The organism is Chryseobacterium sp. FW101-FHT12H09 (assembly GCF_058790395.1).
On the sequence record NZ_JBYTCP010000002.1, the window covers coordinates 819,545 to 836,147 of the forward strand.

Genomic DNA, 16,603 nt, shown 5'->3' on the forward strand with positions numbered 1-16,603 from the left:
TTTTCTGATTGATAATTGATTGAATTTGTGTTGTTTATAGCTAATTTAGTAAATTTATCAGAAATACTAATCGCATGATCGATTTCACTATCTACAGACAATGGTTATTATACAGGACTTTATTAGTCAAATTTATCCTCATAGGGCTTTTCATTAATTTGTCATCATATGCAGGGGCTCAGAATGATGAGCTTCCTAAAAGAAATCAAAAGAAGGTAGTGATAACTTCAAAAATCTTAAATGAGCAAAGGACGTTGTGGATCTACACACCATCCAACTACGAAGGATCTAATGAAAAATATCCTGTCTTATATTTATTAGACCCTGATCAGAACTTTGCTTATGTGACGGAACTTGAAAGATTTTTATCTGACAGATATCGAATTCCTCAGTTAATTGTAGTAGGAGTTGTAAATAACGACCGCATAAAGGACTTCACGCCCATACATTCTCTGATCTTTAACGGTAAGATAGACAATAGCCTGGCAAGTAGTGGTGGTGGAAAAGATTTTTTAAGATTTGTAAAAGATGAACTTATTCCCTATGTTAATAAAAATTATAGAACTGAACCTTATCGCATTTTATCGGGGCATTCTCTGGGCGGGTTATTCGCAGTATACTGCAAAGAAGAAGAACCTGATCTTTTTCAGTCGGAGATTGTAATTAGTCCTGCTATTTATAGCGGTAACATGGAAATTCTTGGAAGATTTTCCGGTTTCCTTAAGGAGCACCCAAAGCTTTCCGGATATATGCCGGTTTCATTAGGTGAGGAACCTGGAGGTAGGCTGGCCGCTGACTCGCTCGTGGGCCAGTTGAAAAGGTTGGCACCAAAATCATTTAAATGGCAATACAATTCCTATAAGGAAGAGGATCACTTTTCTGTAGGATATAAAAGTATGTATGATGGATTACGATTTATCTATAAAGATTGGTTTATCAATCCACAAGATACCACCTCGGTCAAATCTTATCGGGATATACAGATGCATTTTCAAAAATTGACCAAAGAATTTGGATATAGCGTACAGCCTGGTGAGGATTTTATGAATGAGAGTGGCTATCAAAGATTAAAAGGCGGACATATTGATCAGGCAATTGAAATATTTGCTCAAAATGTCAAATACCATCCGAATTCTTCAAATGCTCATGATAGTTTAGGAGAAGCTTACTTTTTAAAAGGGGATAATAAAAGGGCTCTTGATCATTATAAGAGGTCTGTTTTGCTCAATCCCAAAAATGAAAATGGAAAAGAAATGATTATAAAAATTAAAGAGAAATATTGAATTGATGATACCACTGTTTCCCATTTTAGTGCTCGCCATTCCCAGAAAAGTATATTTATAAAATTTTGGTTCCATTTTGAGCGGACTCACTATAATGGATTAACATTTACCAGGTTGGTTGATAAAAAACAAAAAGCTGCAAACACTGTTTGCAGCTTTTATAAGCTCTGATTATTAAGCTTCCGTAGCCCGTAGGGGAGTCGAACCCCTCTTACCAGAATGAAAATCTGAGGTCCTAACCGATAGACGAACGGGCCATCTACGATTACACTAATTTGACTTAGTGTGTTAGGTTTTTGTTTTTATAAGTTTACAACTCTTATTGTAGCCCGTAGGGGAGTCGAACCCCTCTTACCAGAATGAAAATCTGAGGTCCTAACCGATAGACGAACGGGCCAACTATCCGTTTACGCTAATTTATTAACGTGCTTAGTTAATTTACTTTTCAAGTTAGCAGCTTTGTTTTTGTGGATAATATTTTTCTTAGCTAATTTATCCAACAAAGAGATCACTTTAGGCAATTGCTCTGTAGCAGAAGCTTTGTCTTCTTCATTTCTCAATACCTTCATCGCTGATCTTGCAGTCTTGTGGTAGTATCTGTTACGAACTTTTCTAACTTCGTTTTGTCTAATTCTCTTTAATGCTGATTTATGATTTGCCATATCGTTCAAATGTGAGTGCAAAAGTAAAAACTTTTTTCTTATCTGCCAAATTTATTTTTAAAAAAAATCAATTTTCTTCAGATAGATATTTTCTCAGTTTGTCTATTGCTTGTTCTATTTTAAAATTTTCTTGTTCTTTATCTATTTTCTTGATAATATTTCCCAACATTATCATTGCATTGTTCCATTCTCCAGTAGTATTGGTGAAGGTTAGTCCATCTATGGTTACTTCAAAGGCTACCCTTTCTCCATACCTGTAAAGCCTGAAACTTATTTTCTCATCTCTGCCTATTATCCCATCTTCATTAACTTTCAAGTCGTAACTTTTTGGGTTAGAGTGGATTTTCTTAAAAAGCAATGTCGCTTCTTGAATTTTTAAATCCGGCATGATATCAAATTTGGTAGCCTATAGGGGAATCGAACCCCTGTTGCAAGAATGAAAATCTTGAGTCCTAACCACTAGACGAATAGGCCAAATTTTGAGGTTGCAAAAGTAATAATTTACTTCTTAACTTCAAAATTATTTTTTGTTCTATCTGTAAACCTTTTGTATGATAGTATTCTTAATTCCCTTTGATTCAAGGTCTTTCTGAAGTTTTACAGCATCCTCCAAAGTGTATACTTTTCCATAAGTATAGTAGAAAGTTCCGTTTTCTTTATTCCTTTCTACATCTTTTAGGGTTTGGAGAATAAACGAATTGCCATTCAATTTGTCACCAACATACAACTCGATGGTGTAATATCCGGTGCTTATTTTTTGGTTAGGCATAAATCCTACGGCAAATGCATTTTTAAATCCAGCATCTCTGGCTGTTTTAAGATTGATATCTTTTATAGATGCCATATTGGTTACCCCATAATAGTATTTATATTGGCCGTTGTCTTTTATCGGAAGAATATAGTTTAGCCCTTTTAAAGCAGGGTCACCATCGTTATATTTGGTTGGTGAACTCATCAGCAGGATTCTGAAGTCATTTTTTAAAGCCACCTCTACAAGTTTTTCAGGCTCAGGCTTTTTAGTGGCCATAACAGAAGAGCCACCGGATTTTCTGTCAATTGCTTTCTTATAATCGATAATAGCCTGATAGATACTTTCTGCAATCTCATCCTGTCCTTTGTCAGATGCTAAATAATGACTTTCTTCTGCATGATTGATAAATCCGGTTTCAATAAGAACGGAAGGCATTGCATTCATACGAAGAACGTGTAAGTTTTTTTGGAAAACACCTCTTGAGAACCTTTTATCTTTATTTACAAAATTATCTTCTACCAAACCTCCAAATAGAAGACTGGATTCAAGATATTTGCTCTGCTGAAGCTTTAGTGCAATTAAAGATTCCGGTGAGCCGGCATCATAAGAACCAAAGGTCTGTCTATCTTTTTCATCCAGAAAAATCACATCATTTTCTCTTTTTGCCACTTCCAGATTGGTGTCATTTTGATCGGGTCCCTGAACATAGGTTTCTGTTCCATACGCCGAAGATCGCTGTGCAGAATTACAATGGACGGAAATAAAAAGATCAGCTTTGCTTCTGTTAGCAAGATTGGTTCTATCGGAAAGAGAAGGGTATTCGTCGAATTTACGGGTATAGATTACTTTAAAGTCTTTATTTTTTTCAAGCATCCTTCCTACTTTTAACACAACGGAAAGGGTTACATCTTTTTCTGCTAAAAGTCCAATATCGCTATAAGTTCTCTTCGCACCAGAATCACTTCCCCCATGTCCAGCGTCTAAAACGAGTGTGAATTTTTTTTGTGAAAAAAAGAAATTACTCGATAGTATGAGGAGAAATGATAAAATTATTTTAAATTTTTGTTTGTACATCTTACAGTTTTAAAAATTATACTAATTTTGAGCCTTAATTATATATAAGAAAAATTGGCCAAAACCGTCCTCAAAAATATATTACAAATTTTAATTATCCTAATTTTTAACAATTTTTTAGCACAGAAAACGCCTGAGAAATTGCCTAAAAATACGGTAATTAATGATACTATTTCCAAAAAGGATACCATTGTTGCAAAGAAAGAGTCATTAGATGATGTTCTTATGACAAAGGCGGATAATATCCGTAGAGATTTCCCAAAAAAAATGATATACCTGAACCAAAAGGCCCAGGTGAAATATCAGGATATGCAGATAGATGCAGATTATATCTCTATTGATGAACAAAAGAACCTAATTTATGCCCGAGGTAAACAGGATTCTTTGGGGAAGAAATTTATAGAACCTGTGATCACAACACAGGCAGGGAAAAAATATGAGACCGATCAGTTCAATTACAACTACAAAACAAAGCAAGCTATTGCATATAACGCAAGAACTGAGGAAAGTGAGGGGGTAATTATTGCTAATAAAACTAAAAAATATAATGATTCCGTCTTTGCTATGAGGCATGCCCTATATACTACGGATGAATATTTCCTGAAGAAAAAAGATACTGCAGCGGATTATCATTTATTGGCCTCTAATATTAAATTAATTAAAACCAAAGAGAAATCACAGATCATTACGGGACCTATACAAATGTATATAGAACAAGTGCCAACTCCACTTATTATGCCTTTTGCCATCTTACCTTTTTCCAGTAAAAGATCAGCAGGGATTTTAATACCGAGTTTTGGAGAACGACAGGATGTAGGGTTTTTCCTGAACGGGATCGGATACTATCAGCCGATAGGTGAGCATTTTGACATGAAGGTACTTGCAGATATCTACACAAAAGGAAGCTGGAATGTAAGACCTGAAATGAATTATACCAAGAAATACCGGTATTCTGGAAATTTCGCGGCAGATATTGGAACTACCATAAGGGGAATTAAAGGATTGGATGATTATTCCAGAAGCAGTACCTATAGAATTGCATGGAGACATACGCAGGACACAAAGGCAAATCCATTTCTTACATTTTCAGCCTCAGTGGATATTGTAAGCAACAAATTTTATAATAACACCATTAACAATAATTATATATTCAATCAGAATGTATTGAATACTCAACAAAATTCAACGGTATCGCTTACTAAAAGGTTTCTAAAGCTACCTGCAACTATTACCGGAACAGCATCATATTCCCAGAATTTTGCTACAGGTTTAGCGGATTTACGCTTACCTCAGATGAACGTAGCGATTAATCAGTTTTATTTATTCAAATCAAAAACAGGTGTAAGACAAGGTCTCTTAGAAAATATTACCGTAAATACAGGTTTGAATTTAACAAACTTTGTGACAACCAACGAAGGGGAGCTATTTACAAAGGCGATGTGGGATAAACTTCAGACAGGTCTTAAAAATAATATAACATTAGGAACCAATACAACGGTAGCCAAATATTTTACATTCAGTTTAGGAGCTACAATAGACAATGCATTAACTACAAAAACACTCACAAGATATTATGATCCTTTGAGTAATAACAGCAATAAAGTAGTTGATCAAATCAATAAAAAAATTGCAGGATATTCCACATTTTCAACCACTGCCAGTTTACAGACCACATTGTATGGAATGCTTAATTTCAAAAAAGGCGCTGCAATTGAAGCAATACGACATATGATGACTCCAAGTATTGGATTTACTTATTCACCGGATTTTGGATCAGCGGGCTTTGGATATTATAAGAATTATTATGATGCAAACGGAGCTTTAACTCCTTATTCGATTTTTGATAAAGGAATTGTAGGTTCACCTACCAGCGGAATGCAGGGATCTTTAGGTTTCAATATTGGGAATAATATCGAAATGAAGGTGAAGTCTAAGAAAGACTCTACAGGGGTAAAAAAAATAAAGATATTTGAATCCCTAAACCTTTCTGGAAGCTATAATTTTGCAGCTAAAGATCATCCATGGTCTATCTTTACAATTAACGGACAATCTTCGTTTTTTGAAAATAAATTGAGCGTGAATACGAGTTTGTCACTGGATCCATATAAAATTCTTTTTGCTCCGGGATCAGATACAGGGATCAGAACTGAACAGTTTGGAAGCTTTAGTGTACAGGGCTTTAATATTCAGGTATCCTATCCTTTAAGCAGTGAGATCTTTGGAGAAAAAACAGATTACGCGAAGAAATATCAGTCTAAGGGAGAAATAAGAAATGAAAATTATTATTTTGATGATGATCATTACGCTCATTTTGATCAGGCATGGACTTTAAATGTTAATGCAAATTATGCGTATTCCAGAAGTTTATCCCGCTTTGGTAATAAAATTGCTTCTGTAGGATTGGATGGAAGTCTTAAGCTTACTCCATTCTGGAATATAAATGGGAGTACCCACTATGATATGATCACTAAACAATTGGCATATACGAGAATAGGTTTCTCCAGAGATCAGCGAAGTTTTACAATCAATTTTAATTGGGTACCTTTTGGACAGTACAAAGTATATGACTTTTTCATTGGGATAAAAGCTAATATTTTAAGTGACGCCCTTAAATATAAGGACAGAAGTTTTACACAACCGAATGCACCTTTCTAATATGAGATTGACTTTTGAGAATAAATTTTATATTTGCACCCAAAATAAATTCTAATGAAAAAAATAATAAACACAGTTAATGCTCCTGCAGCAATCGGACCTTACTCGCAAGCAAACTTTGCAAACGGAGTTTTATATATATCAGGTCAGATTCCTGTAGATCCGGCATCTGGTAAATTGGTAGAAGGAATTGAAAAAGAAACACATCAGGTGATGAAAAACCTTGAGGCTATCCTTACGGAAGCTGGAATGACTTTTAAAAACGTTGTAAAGGCATCAATATTCCTTAAGAGTATGGATGATTTTGCAGTGATGAATGATATTTATGCATCATATCTGGATGCTGAAAGCTATCCGGCTCGTGAAACTGTACAGGTTTCTTGTCTGCCTAAGAATGTTGATATTGAAATTTCGATGATTGCACATCAGGATTAATGAGCTTTATAAGAAATACATTTGCGGTGTTGGTGGGGCTTACTATAGCCGGCCTTATTATTACTCTAGGTATAAGAGTTTTTCCGCAGTGGATTACTTTTGATGCTTTTGCTCCATTTGAACATTGGCAAAGATTCCTTTACAGCATGAGAAACGATGATGCTTTTTTTGGATTCTTATTATTTATTTCAGGCTTGGGAACAACAATAGGCGGAGTGGCTACAGCAATTATTGTGAAGTATGCGAAAGTTGCTTACGCTATTCTAATAGGCTTTATAATGTTGTTTATTGCCATGCTGGATGTAATTGTATTTCCTTATCATCCTACATTCTATAAAATATCAATATTTCTAACCTTTTTTCCTTTTTCATGGATCGGAGGTAAAATTGTAGAAATAATTTATGAAAGGAATAGGAAAAAAAGAATCGCTGATAAAATGAATAAAACGAAATAAAAAAAAACGCTGCAGATGCAGCGTTTTTTTATTGAATTTTTTAGGTAATATCCGTTAAGGCATTTTGAAACCTTTGGTATACATTCTTCCATATTCGTCTACAAATTTCACCTGGACATTTCCTTGGTATTTATTCAGAGCCTTTTCAACATCTTCTTGTGAATTGACAGGCTTACCATTTATTTCTATAATGATGTAATTGTCTACAATACCTATTTTAGCCATTTCACTTCCTTCAGACACATTTTTAGCGATTACACCACTATTTAATCCGTAGCTGGTTTTAAATGAATCACTCAATGGAGTGAACTCAGCACCGATTTTTTCTGTAACACTTAAGTCAGCCTTTGTTCTGGCAGAAGTTCCTCCATTCTGATCTTTTAAAGTAACAGTTGTCACGTTTTCTTTACCGTTTCTTGTATAGGTTACCTGAACCTTATCACCAGGACGCTTGCTTCCTACAGCCATTGAAAGATCCGCAAAATCAGTAATTGCTGTTTCATCAATTTTTGTGATAATATCACCATTCTTAATTCCTGCATTTTCAGCACCACTCTTGTCAGTAACCTCTGTAACATATACACCAGAGCCTACTTTAATGTTGGCTTTCTTCTGCTTATTATACATGGCAACCTGTTGGTCATCTGAAAGATCTAAAGAAGCAACTCCTAAGAATCCTCTCTGTACAATTCCAAACTTCTTAATGTCTTCAACAATTTTTCTTGCTAAGTTAGCTGGTATTGCAAATCCATAGCCTTGATAGTATCCTGTTGTAGACTGAATAGCAGAGTTGATACCGATAAGATCTCCATTTGCATTTACCAATGCCCCTCCTGAGTTTCCTGGATTAATAGCAGCATCGGTTTGAATAAAGCTTTCAATAGGATTACTTGCTTTCCCCTGAGATCCCAGAATACCAATTCCTCTGCCTTTTGCTGAAACAATACCTGCTGTAACCGTTGAGTTCAACCCAAGTGGATTTCCAACAGCAAGAACCCATTGTCCTACTTCGATATTATCAGAATTGGCAAAATTCAGATATGGCAATCCTTTCTCTTCAATTTTTAACAGGGAAATATCTGTATTAGGGTCAGTACCTACTAGTGTAGCGATGTAAGCCTTTTTATTGCTAAGTACAACTTCCAGTTTGTTAGCACCCGCTACTACGTGGTTATTAGAAATAATATAACCGTCTGGTGAGATGATAACCCCCGAACCCATTCCTGAAGGCATATTATCAGGAGCTTGCTGCTGTTGCTTCTGTCTTTGCTGTCCGCCACCTCTTCCTCCAAAAGGATCTCCGAAGAAAAAGTCAAACAAATCCTGTTCAGAAGCTCTGCTTGATGTTCTGCTCTGGTAATTTTTAATAGTAACTACTGCCGGGACTGTTGTCTTTGCTGCTTTTACGAAATCATCCCCTGTAGTACCGGTATTCATTCCTACGAACGAAGTATTGGCTGCAGAAGTAAAATAAGACTGGTCGCCGTTATTGGCTCCGTGGCCAAAATATTGTATTGTGCCAACGGTAGTAGCTCCTGAGATAACTCCTACTACGGCAAATGGTAATAGTTTTTTTAAAGTGCTCTTCATTGTATATCTTCTTTTATTTTATTAATTAATTTAGGTTTTAAGGTAAACAAATTTAATGCTAAATAGGTATGCAATTATCATGATGTGTTTCAGTTTTAACTAAAATTTAACAGCAATTGCAATAATTTATGTATTATACTATAATTCTTAAAATCCCAATTAACGAACCTTAAAAAATTATTAAAGACATTATGACATATAGATGGCAGTATTGTCATGAAGTTAAGTTTAATTATTAATATAAAAATGTCTCAAATCAATAAATATCTGTAATTAATAATAAGAATCCAACAGATCATTTTTCCGATGTCATCGAGATTGTGATTTTGACTGATCAATATACTCAATTGAAAAATTATTATATTTGCAAAAATATTTTTCTTACTTAAACCGTTTATAGCATGCAACTGTATAACACTTTAAGCGCAGAAGAAAGAGCTCAACTTATTGATGAAGCTGGTAAGGAACGTCTTACATTGTCTTTCTATGCGTATGCCAAAATTGAAGATCCCAAAAAATTTCGTGACGAATTATTTATAGCCTGGAATGCACTAGATGCTCTTGGCCGTATTTATGTTGCACATGAAGGAATAAATGCTCAGATGAGTATCCCTGCTGATCAATTTGAGGCTTTTCGCGATACGTTGGAAGTTTACGAATTTATGAAAGGAATTCGTTTAAATGTAGCCGTTGAGCAGGACGATCATTCTTTTTTAAAATTGACCATTAAAGTTAGACATAAAATTGTCGCTGACGGTTTGAGTGATGATTCTTTTGATGTTACCAATAAAGGGGTTCATTTAAAAGCAAAGGAATTTAATAATTTACTTGAAGATCCAAATACAATTGTAGTTGATTTTAGAAATCACTACGAAAGTGAAGTAGGGCATTTTGAAGGTGCTATTACTCCTGATGTAGAAAATTTCAGAGAAAGTTTACCAATTATCAACGAACAATTACAAGATTTTAAAGAAGATAAAAACCTTTTAATGTATTGTACAGGGGGAATTCGTTGCGAAAAAGCCAGTGCTTACTTTAAACACCAGGGTTTTAAGAATGTTTTCCAATTGGAAGGCGGAATTATTGAATATACACGTCAGATAAAAGAAGAAGGTATAGAAAGTAAATTTATTGGTAAAAACTTTGTGTTTGATCATCGATTGGGAGAGCGAATTACAGATGATATTATTTCACAATGCCATCAGTGTGGTAAGCCATGTGATAACCATACGAATTGTTCTAATGATGCCTGCCATTTATTGTTTATTCAATGTGATGAATGCAAAGCAACGATGGAAAATTGCTGTTCTACGGAATGTTTGGAAACCATACATTTACCTTTAGAAGAACAGGTGAAGTTAAGAAAGGGATTGCAGGTTGGAAATAAAGTTTTCAGAAAAGGTAAATCTGAAGCTTTGAAATTTAAAAATTCAGGCGATTTAGCAACTAAGCCTTTAGCAAAAGCTGTAACAAAAGATATCCGAAAAAAAATAACTGTCAAAAAGGTATTGCTTGGAAAGGCAGAACATTATTATACGAAATCAAAAATTGCACAGTTTTTAATTGAAAACAAAGAACTTTCAGTAGGTGATAAAGTATTGATTTCTGGTCCAACAACTGGCGATCAAGAGCTTACAATTACTGAGATTTTTGTAAATGGAGGCCCTTGTGAAACGGCAAAAAAAGGAGATCAAATCACTTTTGAACTTCCTTTTAGAGTCCGTTTGTCTGATAAGTTGTATAGAATTTTGCAAACTTCTGACAACGCATAAAATAGGTAGAAGCATCGAACTCTTCTTACGAAGCAACAAGCTTGTCTTGTAAAAAGTATTTTAATAAAAATAATCTGATCATGCTGAAAGCAGAGCTTAGAAAAAAATATATGCAAAAAAGAAAAACCTTGTCTCATGATGAGGTTTTCTTCTTATCTGAAAGGATTTTCAAAAATTTCGTTACTTATTTTAAACCTTCAGCAGGACAAAAGGTTCATATTTTTCTTCCTATCGAAAGGTTTTTGGAGATTAATACCCGGATTTTTGTTCAATACTTTTTAAACCATGGTATTCGTGTTTTTGTTCCGAAAGTTGTGGAACAAGAGCTTATTTCAGTAGAAATTTTTTCAGACACTGAATTTGTAATGAGTGCATGGGGAATATCAGAACCTATTTCCAATCAGGATTCTGGAGAGCAAAGTTTTAATTATGTAATAACTCCCTTGTTATATTGTGACCACAAAGGGAATAGAGTAGGATATGGTAAAGGATTTTATGATGGTTTTTTTGAAAACCTTTCTTCAGATTCAAAAAAAATCGGAGTGAATTACTTCAACCCCGATGAGATTATTGATGATATCTGGGAATATGATATCGCCTTAGATTATTTAGTGAGTCCCACTGAGGTACTGTCTTTCCTTGCTGGAGGTGAGTAAAAATTTAAAAAGTAAAATTTAAACTCTTTCTTAAACTTAATAGGTTTGGAAATAAGTGTATACTGCGCATTTTTCTCAAATGTTCCCAATGATCTATTCTTATCGTCAAAATATTCAACATTGAATTTTGCGTAGTCCAGAGTGTCTTTTTTATAATAGTCTTTATGAACCTGGAGGTTATTTACTTTCACTGTTTTTACTTTTAGACTGTCTAATTCTTTAAACAGTTTTCTAAATGTCAGACTGTCAGGCTTGTGAAAGTAACTTTCCATTTGCGAAAAGATCACAGTGTCAATTTCTGTATTCCTTTTTCCGGATAAATATAGCGTAGATAGGTCTAAAAGCTCCTGTACTTTTTGCTTAGTGATAGAGTTAATGGCCTGCATACTGTCCATTTGAACTGCAGGATAACTTTTTGTATTGGTGCTGTTTCTGAGTTTATCCAAATCACTCACTTCCTTTTTCTTGTTGTTACAGGAAACAAAAGCAGCTAATAACAATAGGGCAATTAAAAAATTATTTATTCTTTTCATCTGTATTTGCAATTTTAAATTTAATAGATATTATTTTGCCTTTGTCATCTTTTTTCATTTCAATCACTCTTAGATTCTTAAGTGATGTGGTAGGCGTTGTTACGAGGGTAATGTATTTCTGCTTATCTAAAGTTTCTATACCATAAGTGTCATTGTCATAGACCTGATAAATTACGGCGCTATTGCTGATCAGGTTCTCTAATTGTTTTCTCTTTTGTTTAATAAGAGCGAATTGCTCCTCTGGATTACCTCCTTTTACATCTTTTATTGAGAAATAATATGCGGCCATTTTATAGTCGTCAGGCTTCATCTCGATCATTTCTTCTTTAGGGGCATTTTCTAAACTTCGGTTTACAGTAAGAGGCTCATAAAAAGGTGCACTAATCTGCATTTTAAGAACTTTATCCTTAGTTGAATATCTAAAGCATTCTCCAGGATTTATCTTGAATAGAATAGGAGATTCATTTTCTTTAAAAACTTTTATTTCTAAAGTATTAATTACTGCAACTCCTCTGTCTGCATCCGTAAAACAATATTTATATTCTTTAGAAAAAATTTCATCCTTAAAACCTAAGACACCCGTAATGATAATTAAAACTGAGGTAATCATTGCCCATGCATTCTTTTTTACGAATTTTTTACTTGGCTCAGAATCTTTAATTTCTCCCGAAGTGTTAAAGTTTTGATTTTGGTTAATTGGTTGATTTTCAGTATTTGATTTTTGTAAATCAGAGTTTTCTGGCCCTTTTATCACATTTTTTTGTGATTGTCCTTCAGATTTTATGACTTGTGGAAGTTGATTGACGGTTTCCTCTAACTCCAGCATTTCTTCTTCACTAAGATCTTTCTCATCCTGCAATAATTCTCCTGCAAAAAGATGCTGTTTCTTAAATTCATACCAAGAGTCGTAACCTGCATAAATACTCAGTAAATTGAGCATGTCAATCCTCGGTAATTTGGTAACAGGAGCATTTTTAAAATAGGTGTAAAATGATTTTTCGCTGATGTTTCCCTTAGCCTTTTTGCGAAGATCTTCCTGGAAATAGATAATATCAATACCCTTCCACTTAGAAATATCATCAAAGGAAGGAGTGTATTCTTCTAGATATTGAGCCTGTACATCCTTTTTCAGCTGCTCAAAGTGTAATAGATCTAAATCTGTCAAGTGTATATAAAGTGATTAAGTTATTGGTTTTCAGTAATATTTATTTGTAAAACTGTTTTACAAAGTTATTACAATTATTTTTCATAGACAAATTTTCTATCTGCTATACCTTTGTCTTGTTCAATTAATAGAACGAAAGAAAAATTTTATAAAACAATATTAACAAAATTAAATTTAATTTATTATGAAAAAGTCATTATTCGTAGCTGCTATCGCTGCAATCTCTCTAGTTGCTTGTAAAAAAACTGAAGCTACTTCTACTGAAGGTGCTGCTGATTCTGCTGCTGTTGCTGCTACTGATTCTGCTGCTGTTGTAGCTGATTCTGCTGCTCAAGTTGTTGATTCTGCTGCTACTGCTACTGTAGATGCTGCTAAAGGTGCTGCTGCTGCAACTACTACTGCTGCTGCTGACGCTGCTAAAGGAGCTGCTGCTGGTGCTGCTGATGCTGCTAAAGGTGCTGCTGATGCTGCTAAAGATGCAACTAAAGAAGCTGCTAAAGAAGTTAAAGACGCTACTAAAAAATAATTTTAGTAACTTAACTAAAATAAAAGAACCGTTTCGCCTGGCGAAGCGGTTTTTTTATGCTTTATATTTTATTAGCTTTCTTAATGTCTTTTCTGTTTTAGAGATTCATAACAGGTAATCGCTACGGCATTACTCAGATTTAAAGAGTCGATACTTCCTACCATTGGAATAAGTGTATTCTTACCTTTACCGATCCAAAAATCGCTTAAACCTGAATGCTCTGTTCCAAATAGAATGGCAGATTTTTGGGTCAGATCCCTTTTATATAGGTCTTCAGCACTCTCATCCATAATCGTTGTATAGATACTGAACTGATTCCTTTTCAGAAAATCCAGGGTCTCTTCATTTTCAGCTTGAAAGACTTCCATTCCGAAAAGACATCCAACACTGGAACGAATTACATTTGGGTTGTAAAAATCAGCTTTAGCGTCAGTTATAATTAATGCATCAATTCCAAAAGCTTCACAGCTTCTTAAAATAGCTCCCAGATTTCCCGGCTTTTCAATACCTTCAACAATAATTATAGTCGCATTTTCTTTAGGATTAAAAGAAGAAAGTTCAGATTCTTTGATCTTATAAATTCCAATAATACCTTCAGAACTTCCGCGATATGCAATCTTTTCATAAACTTTCTCACTTACATAATATACTTTACCAGTAGGTGTTTCTCCTTTGAAGATACTCTCACAAATAAAAAATTCTATAGGTTCAAAATCAAACTTTTGTGCCCTTTCATTTTCCTGCTGTCCTTCCACTACAAAAACTTTAGATTTCTTTCTGAATCTGTTATCGGTAAGAAGCTTGGTAATATTCTTGATTTTATCGTTCTGAAAACTCTCTATTAGCATTCTGCAAAATTATGCAAAATTTATTGTTCAGTTTCCTTACTTTTTAAGAAAAGACTTTTCATTGTGATTTCAAATGGAATTTTCTTTTTCTTCTTATAGTAGATGGTAATGAATATGATTAGAAGTATTGATGTGAATTTAAAGAGATTACCATATAAGTTGCCGGATACATTTTCTGAAACATTGAATATCTCCCAATATAAATTCATGAATAGATGAACAAAAATTGCTGTCCATAAGTTAAGGTTCCACTCCATATAGATCCATGAAAAAAGGACAGATCCTAAGAAGGTAATTGTAAATATTTCAATAATCTCAATAGTATCTTTGCTTTGGTATAAATGAACCTGTGCAAAAAGAAATGAACCTAACAGTATAGAACCAATGAACCCCAACCTGCTGTATTTGTATAAAATTCCGATTAAAAAAGCTCTGAAGATTAACTCTTCAAAAAAAGATGACGATACTGTATTGATAAATAAGGATTCAATATCGGTTTTTTCAATTAACTGGAAGAATAAAAAATAACCGATCAACATTGGTAAGGTGCCTGTAAATGCTAAAGCAAATCCTATGAATGGGGATCTATTCAAAGAAAGTAAATTCACTAACTTCTTTTGTGGAAATAAGATTTTTAATGTTATAATTAATGGAATCAAAGATATTGAATAGGCAATAATGTGGGCAAAGGCTTTACTGGCAAAGATCTCTTTGCTGTAATTTTGAATGGGTTTGAAGCAGAAAAGATCAAAAAAATAGTAAGAAAGAAACCCAAGAACAAATACAATATAAAAATAAACAGTTTTACTCATGTTAAAAAATTTGAGCAAAAATGTTTCTTAATAAAGAGATTGTCAAATCTATGTGACCAAAAGCAGAATAATGTGACGAATAACAAAGATTATACGTTCAGACTTTGCAGTAAAGAAATTACATACGGGGCATAGCTTCTGGAAACAGGAATTGCAAGGTCTATTTTTTCTATACTTAATTTGTATCCCTGAGCATTTCCTTTAATGTTTTTTACTTTATTTAGATTGATAATGTATGATCTATGACATCTCTTAATGGTGTGTGTTTCTACCTGATTCAACAGCTTTGATGAGCTTATCCTCAGCAAAACTTTTTTTACAGTATGATTTTCATTATAATAAACAGCACAATAATTTTCCAAAGATTGGGCATAGATGAAATCGTCTTCCAAGATCTCTAGTTTAGAGGTGCCTGTACTGATTTCTAAAGTTTTTTTACTTAAGTCGTCATCTATAATAGGTGTTTCTTGTAATTGAGCAGAAATCCTCATTGCAGTATTTTCGTGGTCTTTTTTTAGATAAATATATCTTGATAAAACATAAATAATAGAAATGGGTATTCCGATCGCAAAAGTATACATAAGCATGTAGAGGTAATTGACGAAGTCGAGTTGTACATGGCTAATTATTAGTGAATTATAAAAATATGATGGAATAGATGCTAATAATAAAATGCTGGATATTTTTATTAATTCATTACCCACATTCCAATTATTGATCTTTAGAACCAAAAGATTAATGATGTAGAAAAAGATTCCAAAAATAATAGAATAAGGGAAGAGTAAAAGATATTTATATTTATGATGGAATTGATCCGTATCAAATGGTTGAAAAATAATTAAGAAGAGGTAAATCAGAATTCCTGCAGATAGTGAAGAAACTAGCACTTCTTTTTGAGATTCAGATTTTGGATAAGGGTACGATGTAAAAGAAAATATTTGAATCATCTTACAAAATTGAAATTCTATTTTAAGCTTGCACTTTCAAAGGAGACCTTAAAAGAATGAGGTTTCCAATAAACAAAGAAAGACCACTTACTATCCAAAGGTAGTATCCCAAACCATAAGAGACTATAGGAGATTTATGTCCTGCTTCATCAACGGTTATTGATTCTGCAGACAGATAGTATAAAGACATACAGATCGCCAGAAAACTAAAAACGGTTGAGATTTTCACCTGTTTCAACAACAAAAAGAATAATGCGATAAAAAACAGAGGATTGGCAAGCCATGCAACTCCTTCTCCAAACAGATCCATCCAGCCTAAAAGGAAGCATGCAAATGCGTGCATCTCATTCCCTTTTGTATATACAGCTGTTTGTGTCAGGGAAATTATAAATATAGCAAGACTTACGATAACAACGATTTGTGATCTTTTCATTGGATT

Annotated in this window: 17 protein-coding genes and 3 tRNA genes; 7 read left to right on the forward strand and 13 right to left on the reverse strand. The window is 33.8% G+C overall.

The genetic code is table 11. The features are described from left to right. The first annotated feature begins 74 nt into the window (after positions 1–74). Entirely contained in the window at positions 75–1,283 is a 1,209-nt protein-coding gene (locus AC3WRL_RS09460) for an alpha/beta hydrolase-fold protein (RefSeq protein WP_492330172.1), read from the forward strand. A gap of 185 nt (positions 1,284–1,468) precedes the next feature. Here the strand turns inward: AC3WRL_RS09460 and AC3WRL_RS09465 are convergent. The 6 genes from AC3WRL_RS09465 to AC3WRL_RS09490 all read right to left on the reverse strand — a co-directional run bounded on the left by AC3WRL_RS09465 (position 1,469) and on the right by AC3WRL_RS09490 (position 3,770). After that, positions 1,469–1,540, reverse strand: a tRNA-Glu gene (locus tag AC3WRL_RS09465). Between the two features lie 68 nt (positions 1,541–1,608). After that, positions 1,609–1,680, reverse strand: a tRNA-Glu gene (locus AC3WRL_RS09470). A 10-nt stretch (positions 1,681–1,690) separates the two neighbouring features. After that, complete coding sequence (gene rpsT, locus AC3WRL_RS09475) at positions 1,691–1,945, reverse strand: 30S ribosomal protein S20 (protein ID WP_492330173.1); 255 nt, start codon at positions 1,943–1,945, stop codon at positions 1,691–1,693. A gap of 67 nt (positions 1,946–2,012) precedes the next feature. Next, positions 2,013–2,333, reverse strand: coding sequence for a hypothetical protein (locus AC3WRL_RS09480; protein WP_214831096.1), 321 nt, complete (start codon positions 2,331–2,333; stop codon positions 2,013–2,015). 11 nt (positions 2,334–2,344) lie between these two features. Then, positions 2,345–2,419 (reverse strand) — tRNA-Glu (locus tag AC3WRL_RS09485). Positions 2,420–2,477: 58 nt separating this feature from the next. After that, positions 2,478–3,770, reverse strand: coding sequence for an N-acetylmuramoyl-L-alanine amidase family protein (locus AC3WRL_RS09490; RefSeq protein WP_214831097.1), 1,293 nt, complete (start codon positions 3,768–3,770; stop codon positions 2,478–2,480). 54 nt (positions 3,771–3,824) lie between these two features. Here AC3WRL_RS09490 and AC3WRL_RS09495 point away from each other — a divergent pair, with 54 nt between their 5' ends. Genes AC3WRL_RS09495 through AC3WRL_RS09505 form a run of 3 tightly spaced genes read left to right on the forward strand, consistent with a single transcriptional unit; the run spans position 3,825 to position 7,315 of the window. Then, positions 3,825–6,425, forward strand: a complete 2,601-nt coding sequence (locus AC3WRL_RS09495) for a putative LPS assembly protein LptD (RefSeq protein WP_214831098.1) — start codon at positions 3,825–3,827, stop codon at positions 6,423–6,425. Positions 6,426–6,479: 54 nt separating this feature from the next. Next, positions 6,480–6,860 carry a RidA family protein gene (locus tag AC3WRL_RS09500; protein WP_214831099.1) on the forward strand — a complete coding sequence of 127 codons (381 nt, stop codon included), beginning with the start codon at positions 6,480–6,482 and terminating at the stop codon, positions 6,858–6,860. Continuing rightward, positions 6,860–7,315 (forward strand): hypothetical protein, encoded by a 456-nt coding sequence (locus tag AC3WRL_RS09505; protein WP_214831100.1) that lies wholly within the window; start codon positions 6,860–6,862, stop codon positions 7,313–7,315. The genes AC3WRL_RS09500 and AC3WRL_RS09505 overlap by 1 nt, the downstream gene beginning before the upstream one ends. Positions 7,316–7,369: 54 nt before the next feature. On the opposite strand, the gene AC3WRL_RS09510 is transcribed toward AC3WRL_RS09505, so the two are convergent. Next, complete coding sequence (locus tag AC3WRL_RS09510; RefSeq protein WP_214831101.1) at positions 7,370–8,905, reverse strand: trypsin-like peptidase domain-containing protein; 1,536 nt, start codon at positions 8,903–8,905, stop codon at positions 7,370–7,372. A 401-nt stretch (positions 8,906–9,306) separates the two neighbouring features. On the opposite strand from AC3WRL_RS09510, the gene trhO reads away from it, so the two are divergent. Beyond that, complete coding sequence (trhO, locus tag AC3WRL_RS09515) at positions 9,307–10,677, forward strand: oxygen-dependent tRNA uridine(34) hydroxylase TrhO (protein WP_492330174.1); 1,371 nt, start codon at positions 9,307–9,309, stop codon at positions 10,675–10,677. A gap of 80 nt (positions 10,678–10,757) precedes the next feature. Next, positions 10,758–11,333 carry a 5-formyltetrahydrofolate cyclo-ligase gene (locus tag AC3WRL_RS09520; protein ID WP_492330175.1) on the forward strand — a complete coding sequence of 192 codons (576 nt, stop codon included), beginning with the start codon at positions 10,758–10,760 and terminating at the stop codon, positions 11,331–11,333. Here the strand turns inward: AC3WRL_RS09520 and AC3WRL_RS09525 are convergent. Both AC3WRL_RS09525 and AC3WRL_RS09530 read right to left on the reverse strand, forming a co-directional pair. Next, positions 11,282–11,866, reverse strand: coding sequence for a hypothetical protein (locus AC3WRL_RS09525; protein ID WP_214831104.1), 585 nt, complete (start codon positions 11,864–11,866; stop codon positions 11,282–11,284). The genes AC3WRL_RS09520 and AC3WRL_RS09525 overlap by 52 nt on opposite strands. Beyond that, the gene (locus AC3WRL_RS09530) at positions 11,850–13,031 is read right to left on the reverse strand and encodes a hypothetical protein (RefSeq protein ID WP_214831105.1); all 1,182 of its coding nucleotides are present in this window, start codon (positions 13,029–13,031) and stop codon (positions 11,850–11,852) included. Before AC3WRL_RS09530 ends, AC3WRL_RS09525 begins: the two co-directional genes overlap by 17 nt. Before the next feature lie 184 nt (positions 13,032–13,215). Between AC3WRL_RS09530 and AC3WRL_RS09535 the strand changes: the two genes are divergently transcribed. Next, on the forward strand, positions 13,216–13,557 hold the full coding sequence (locus AC3WRL_RS09535) for a hypothetical protein (RefSeq protein ID WP_261510941.1): 342 nt from the start codon (positions 13,216–13,218) through the stop codon (positions 13,555–13,557). A gap of 80 nt (positions 13,558–13,637) precedes the next feature. On the opposite strand, the gene AC3WRL_RS09540 is transcribed toward AC3WRL_RS09535, so the two are convergent. From AC3WRL_RS09540 to AC3WRL_RS09555, 4 genes are all read right to left on the reverse strand, one after another. Further along, positions 13,638–14,405: a TrmH family RNA methyltransferase gene (locus AC3WRL_RS09540; protein ID WP_214831107.1), complete on the reverse strand. Its 768-nt coding sequence runs from the start codon at positions 14,403–14,405 to the stop codon at positions 13,638–13,640. A gap of 20 nt (positions 14,406–14,425) precedes the next feature. After that, positions 14,426–15,217: a CPBP family intramembrane glutamic endopeptidase gene (locus AC3WRL_RS09545; protein ID WP_492330176.1), complete on the reverse strand. Its 792-nt coding sequence runs from the start codon at positions 15,215–15,217 to the stop codon at positions 14,426–14,428. An 89-nt stretch (positions 15,218–15,306) separates the two neighbouring features. Continuing rightward, the gene (locus AC3WRL_RS09550; protein ID WP_492330177.1) at positions 15,307–16,164 is read right to left on the reverse strand and encodes a LytTR family transcriptional regulator DNA-binding domain-containing protein; all 858 of its coding nucleotides are present in this window, start codon (positions 16,162–16,164) and stop codon (positions 15,307–15,309) included. A 22-nt stretch (positions 16,165–16,186) separates the two neighbouring features. Continuing rightward, a complete protein-coding gene (locus AC3WRL_RS09555; protein WP_492330178.1) occupies positions 16,187–16,597 on the reverse strand; it encodes a hypothetical protein in 411 nt (136 codons plus the stop codon). Positions 16,598–16,603: the final 6 nt, after the last annotated feature.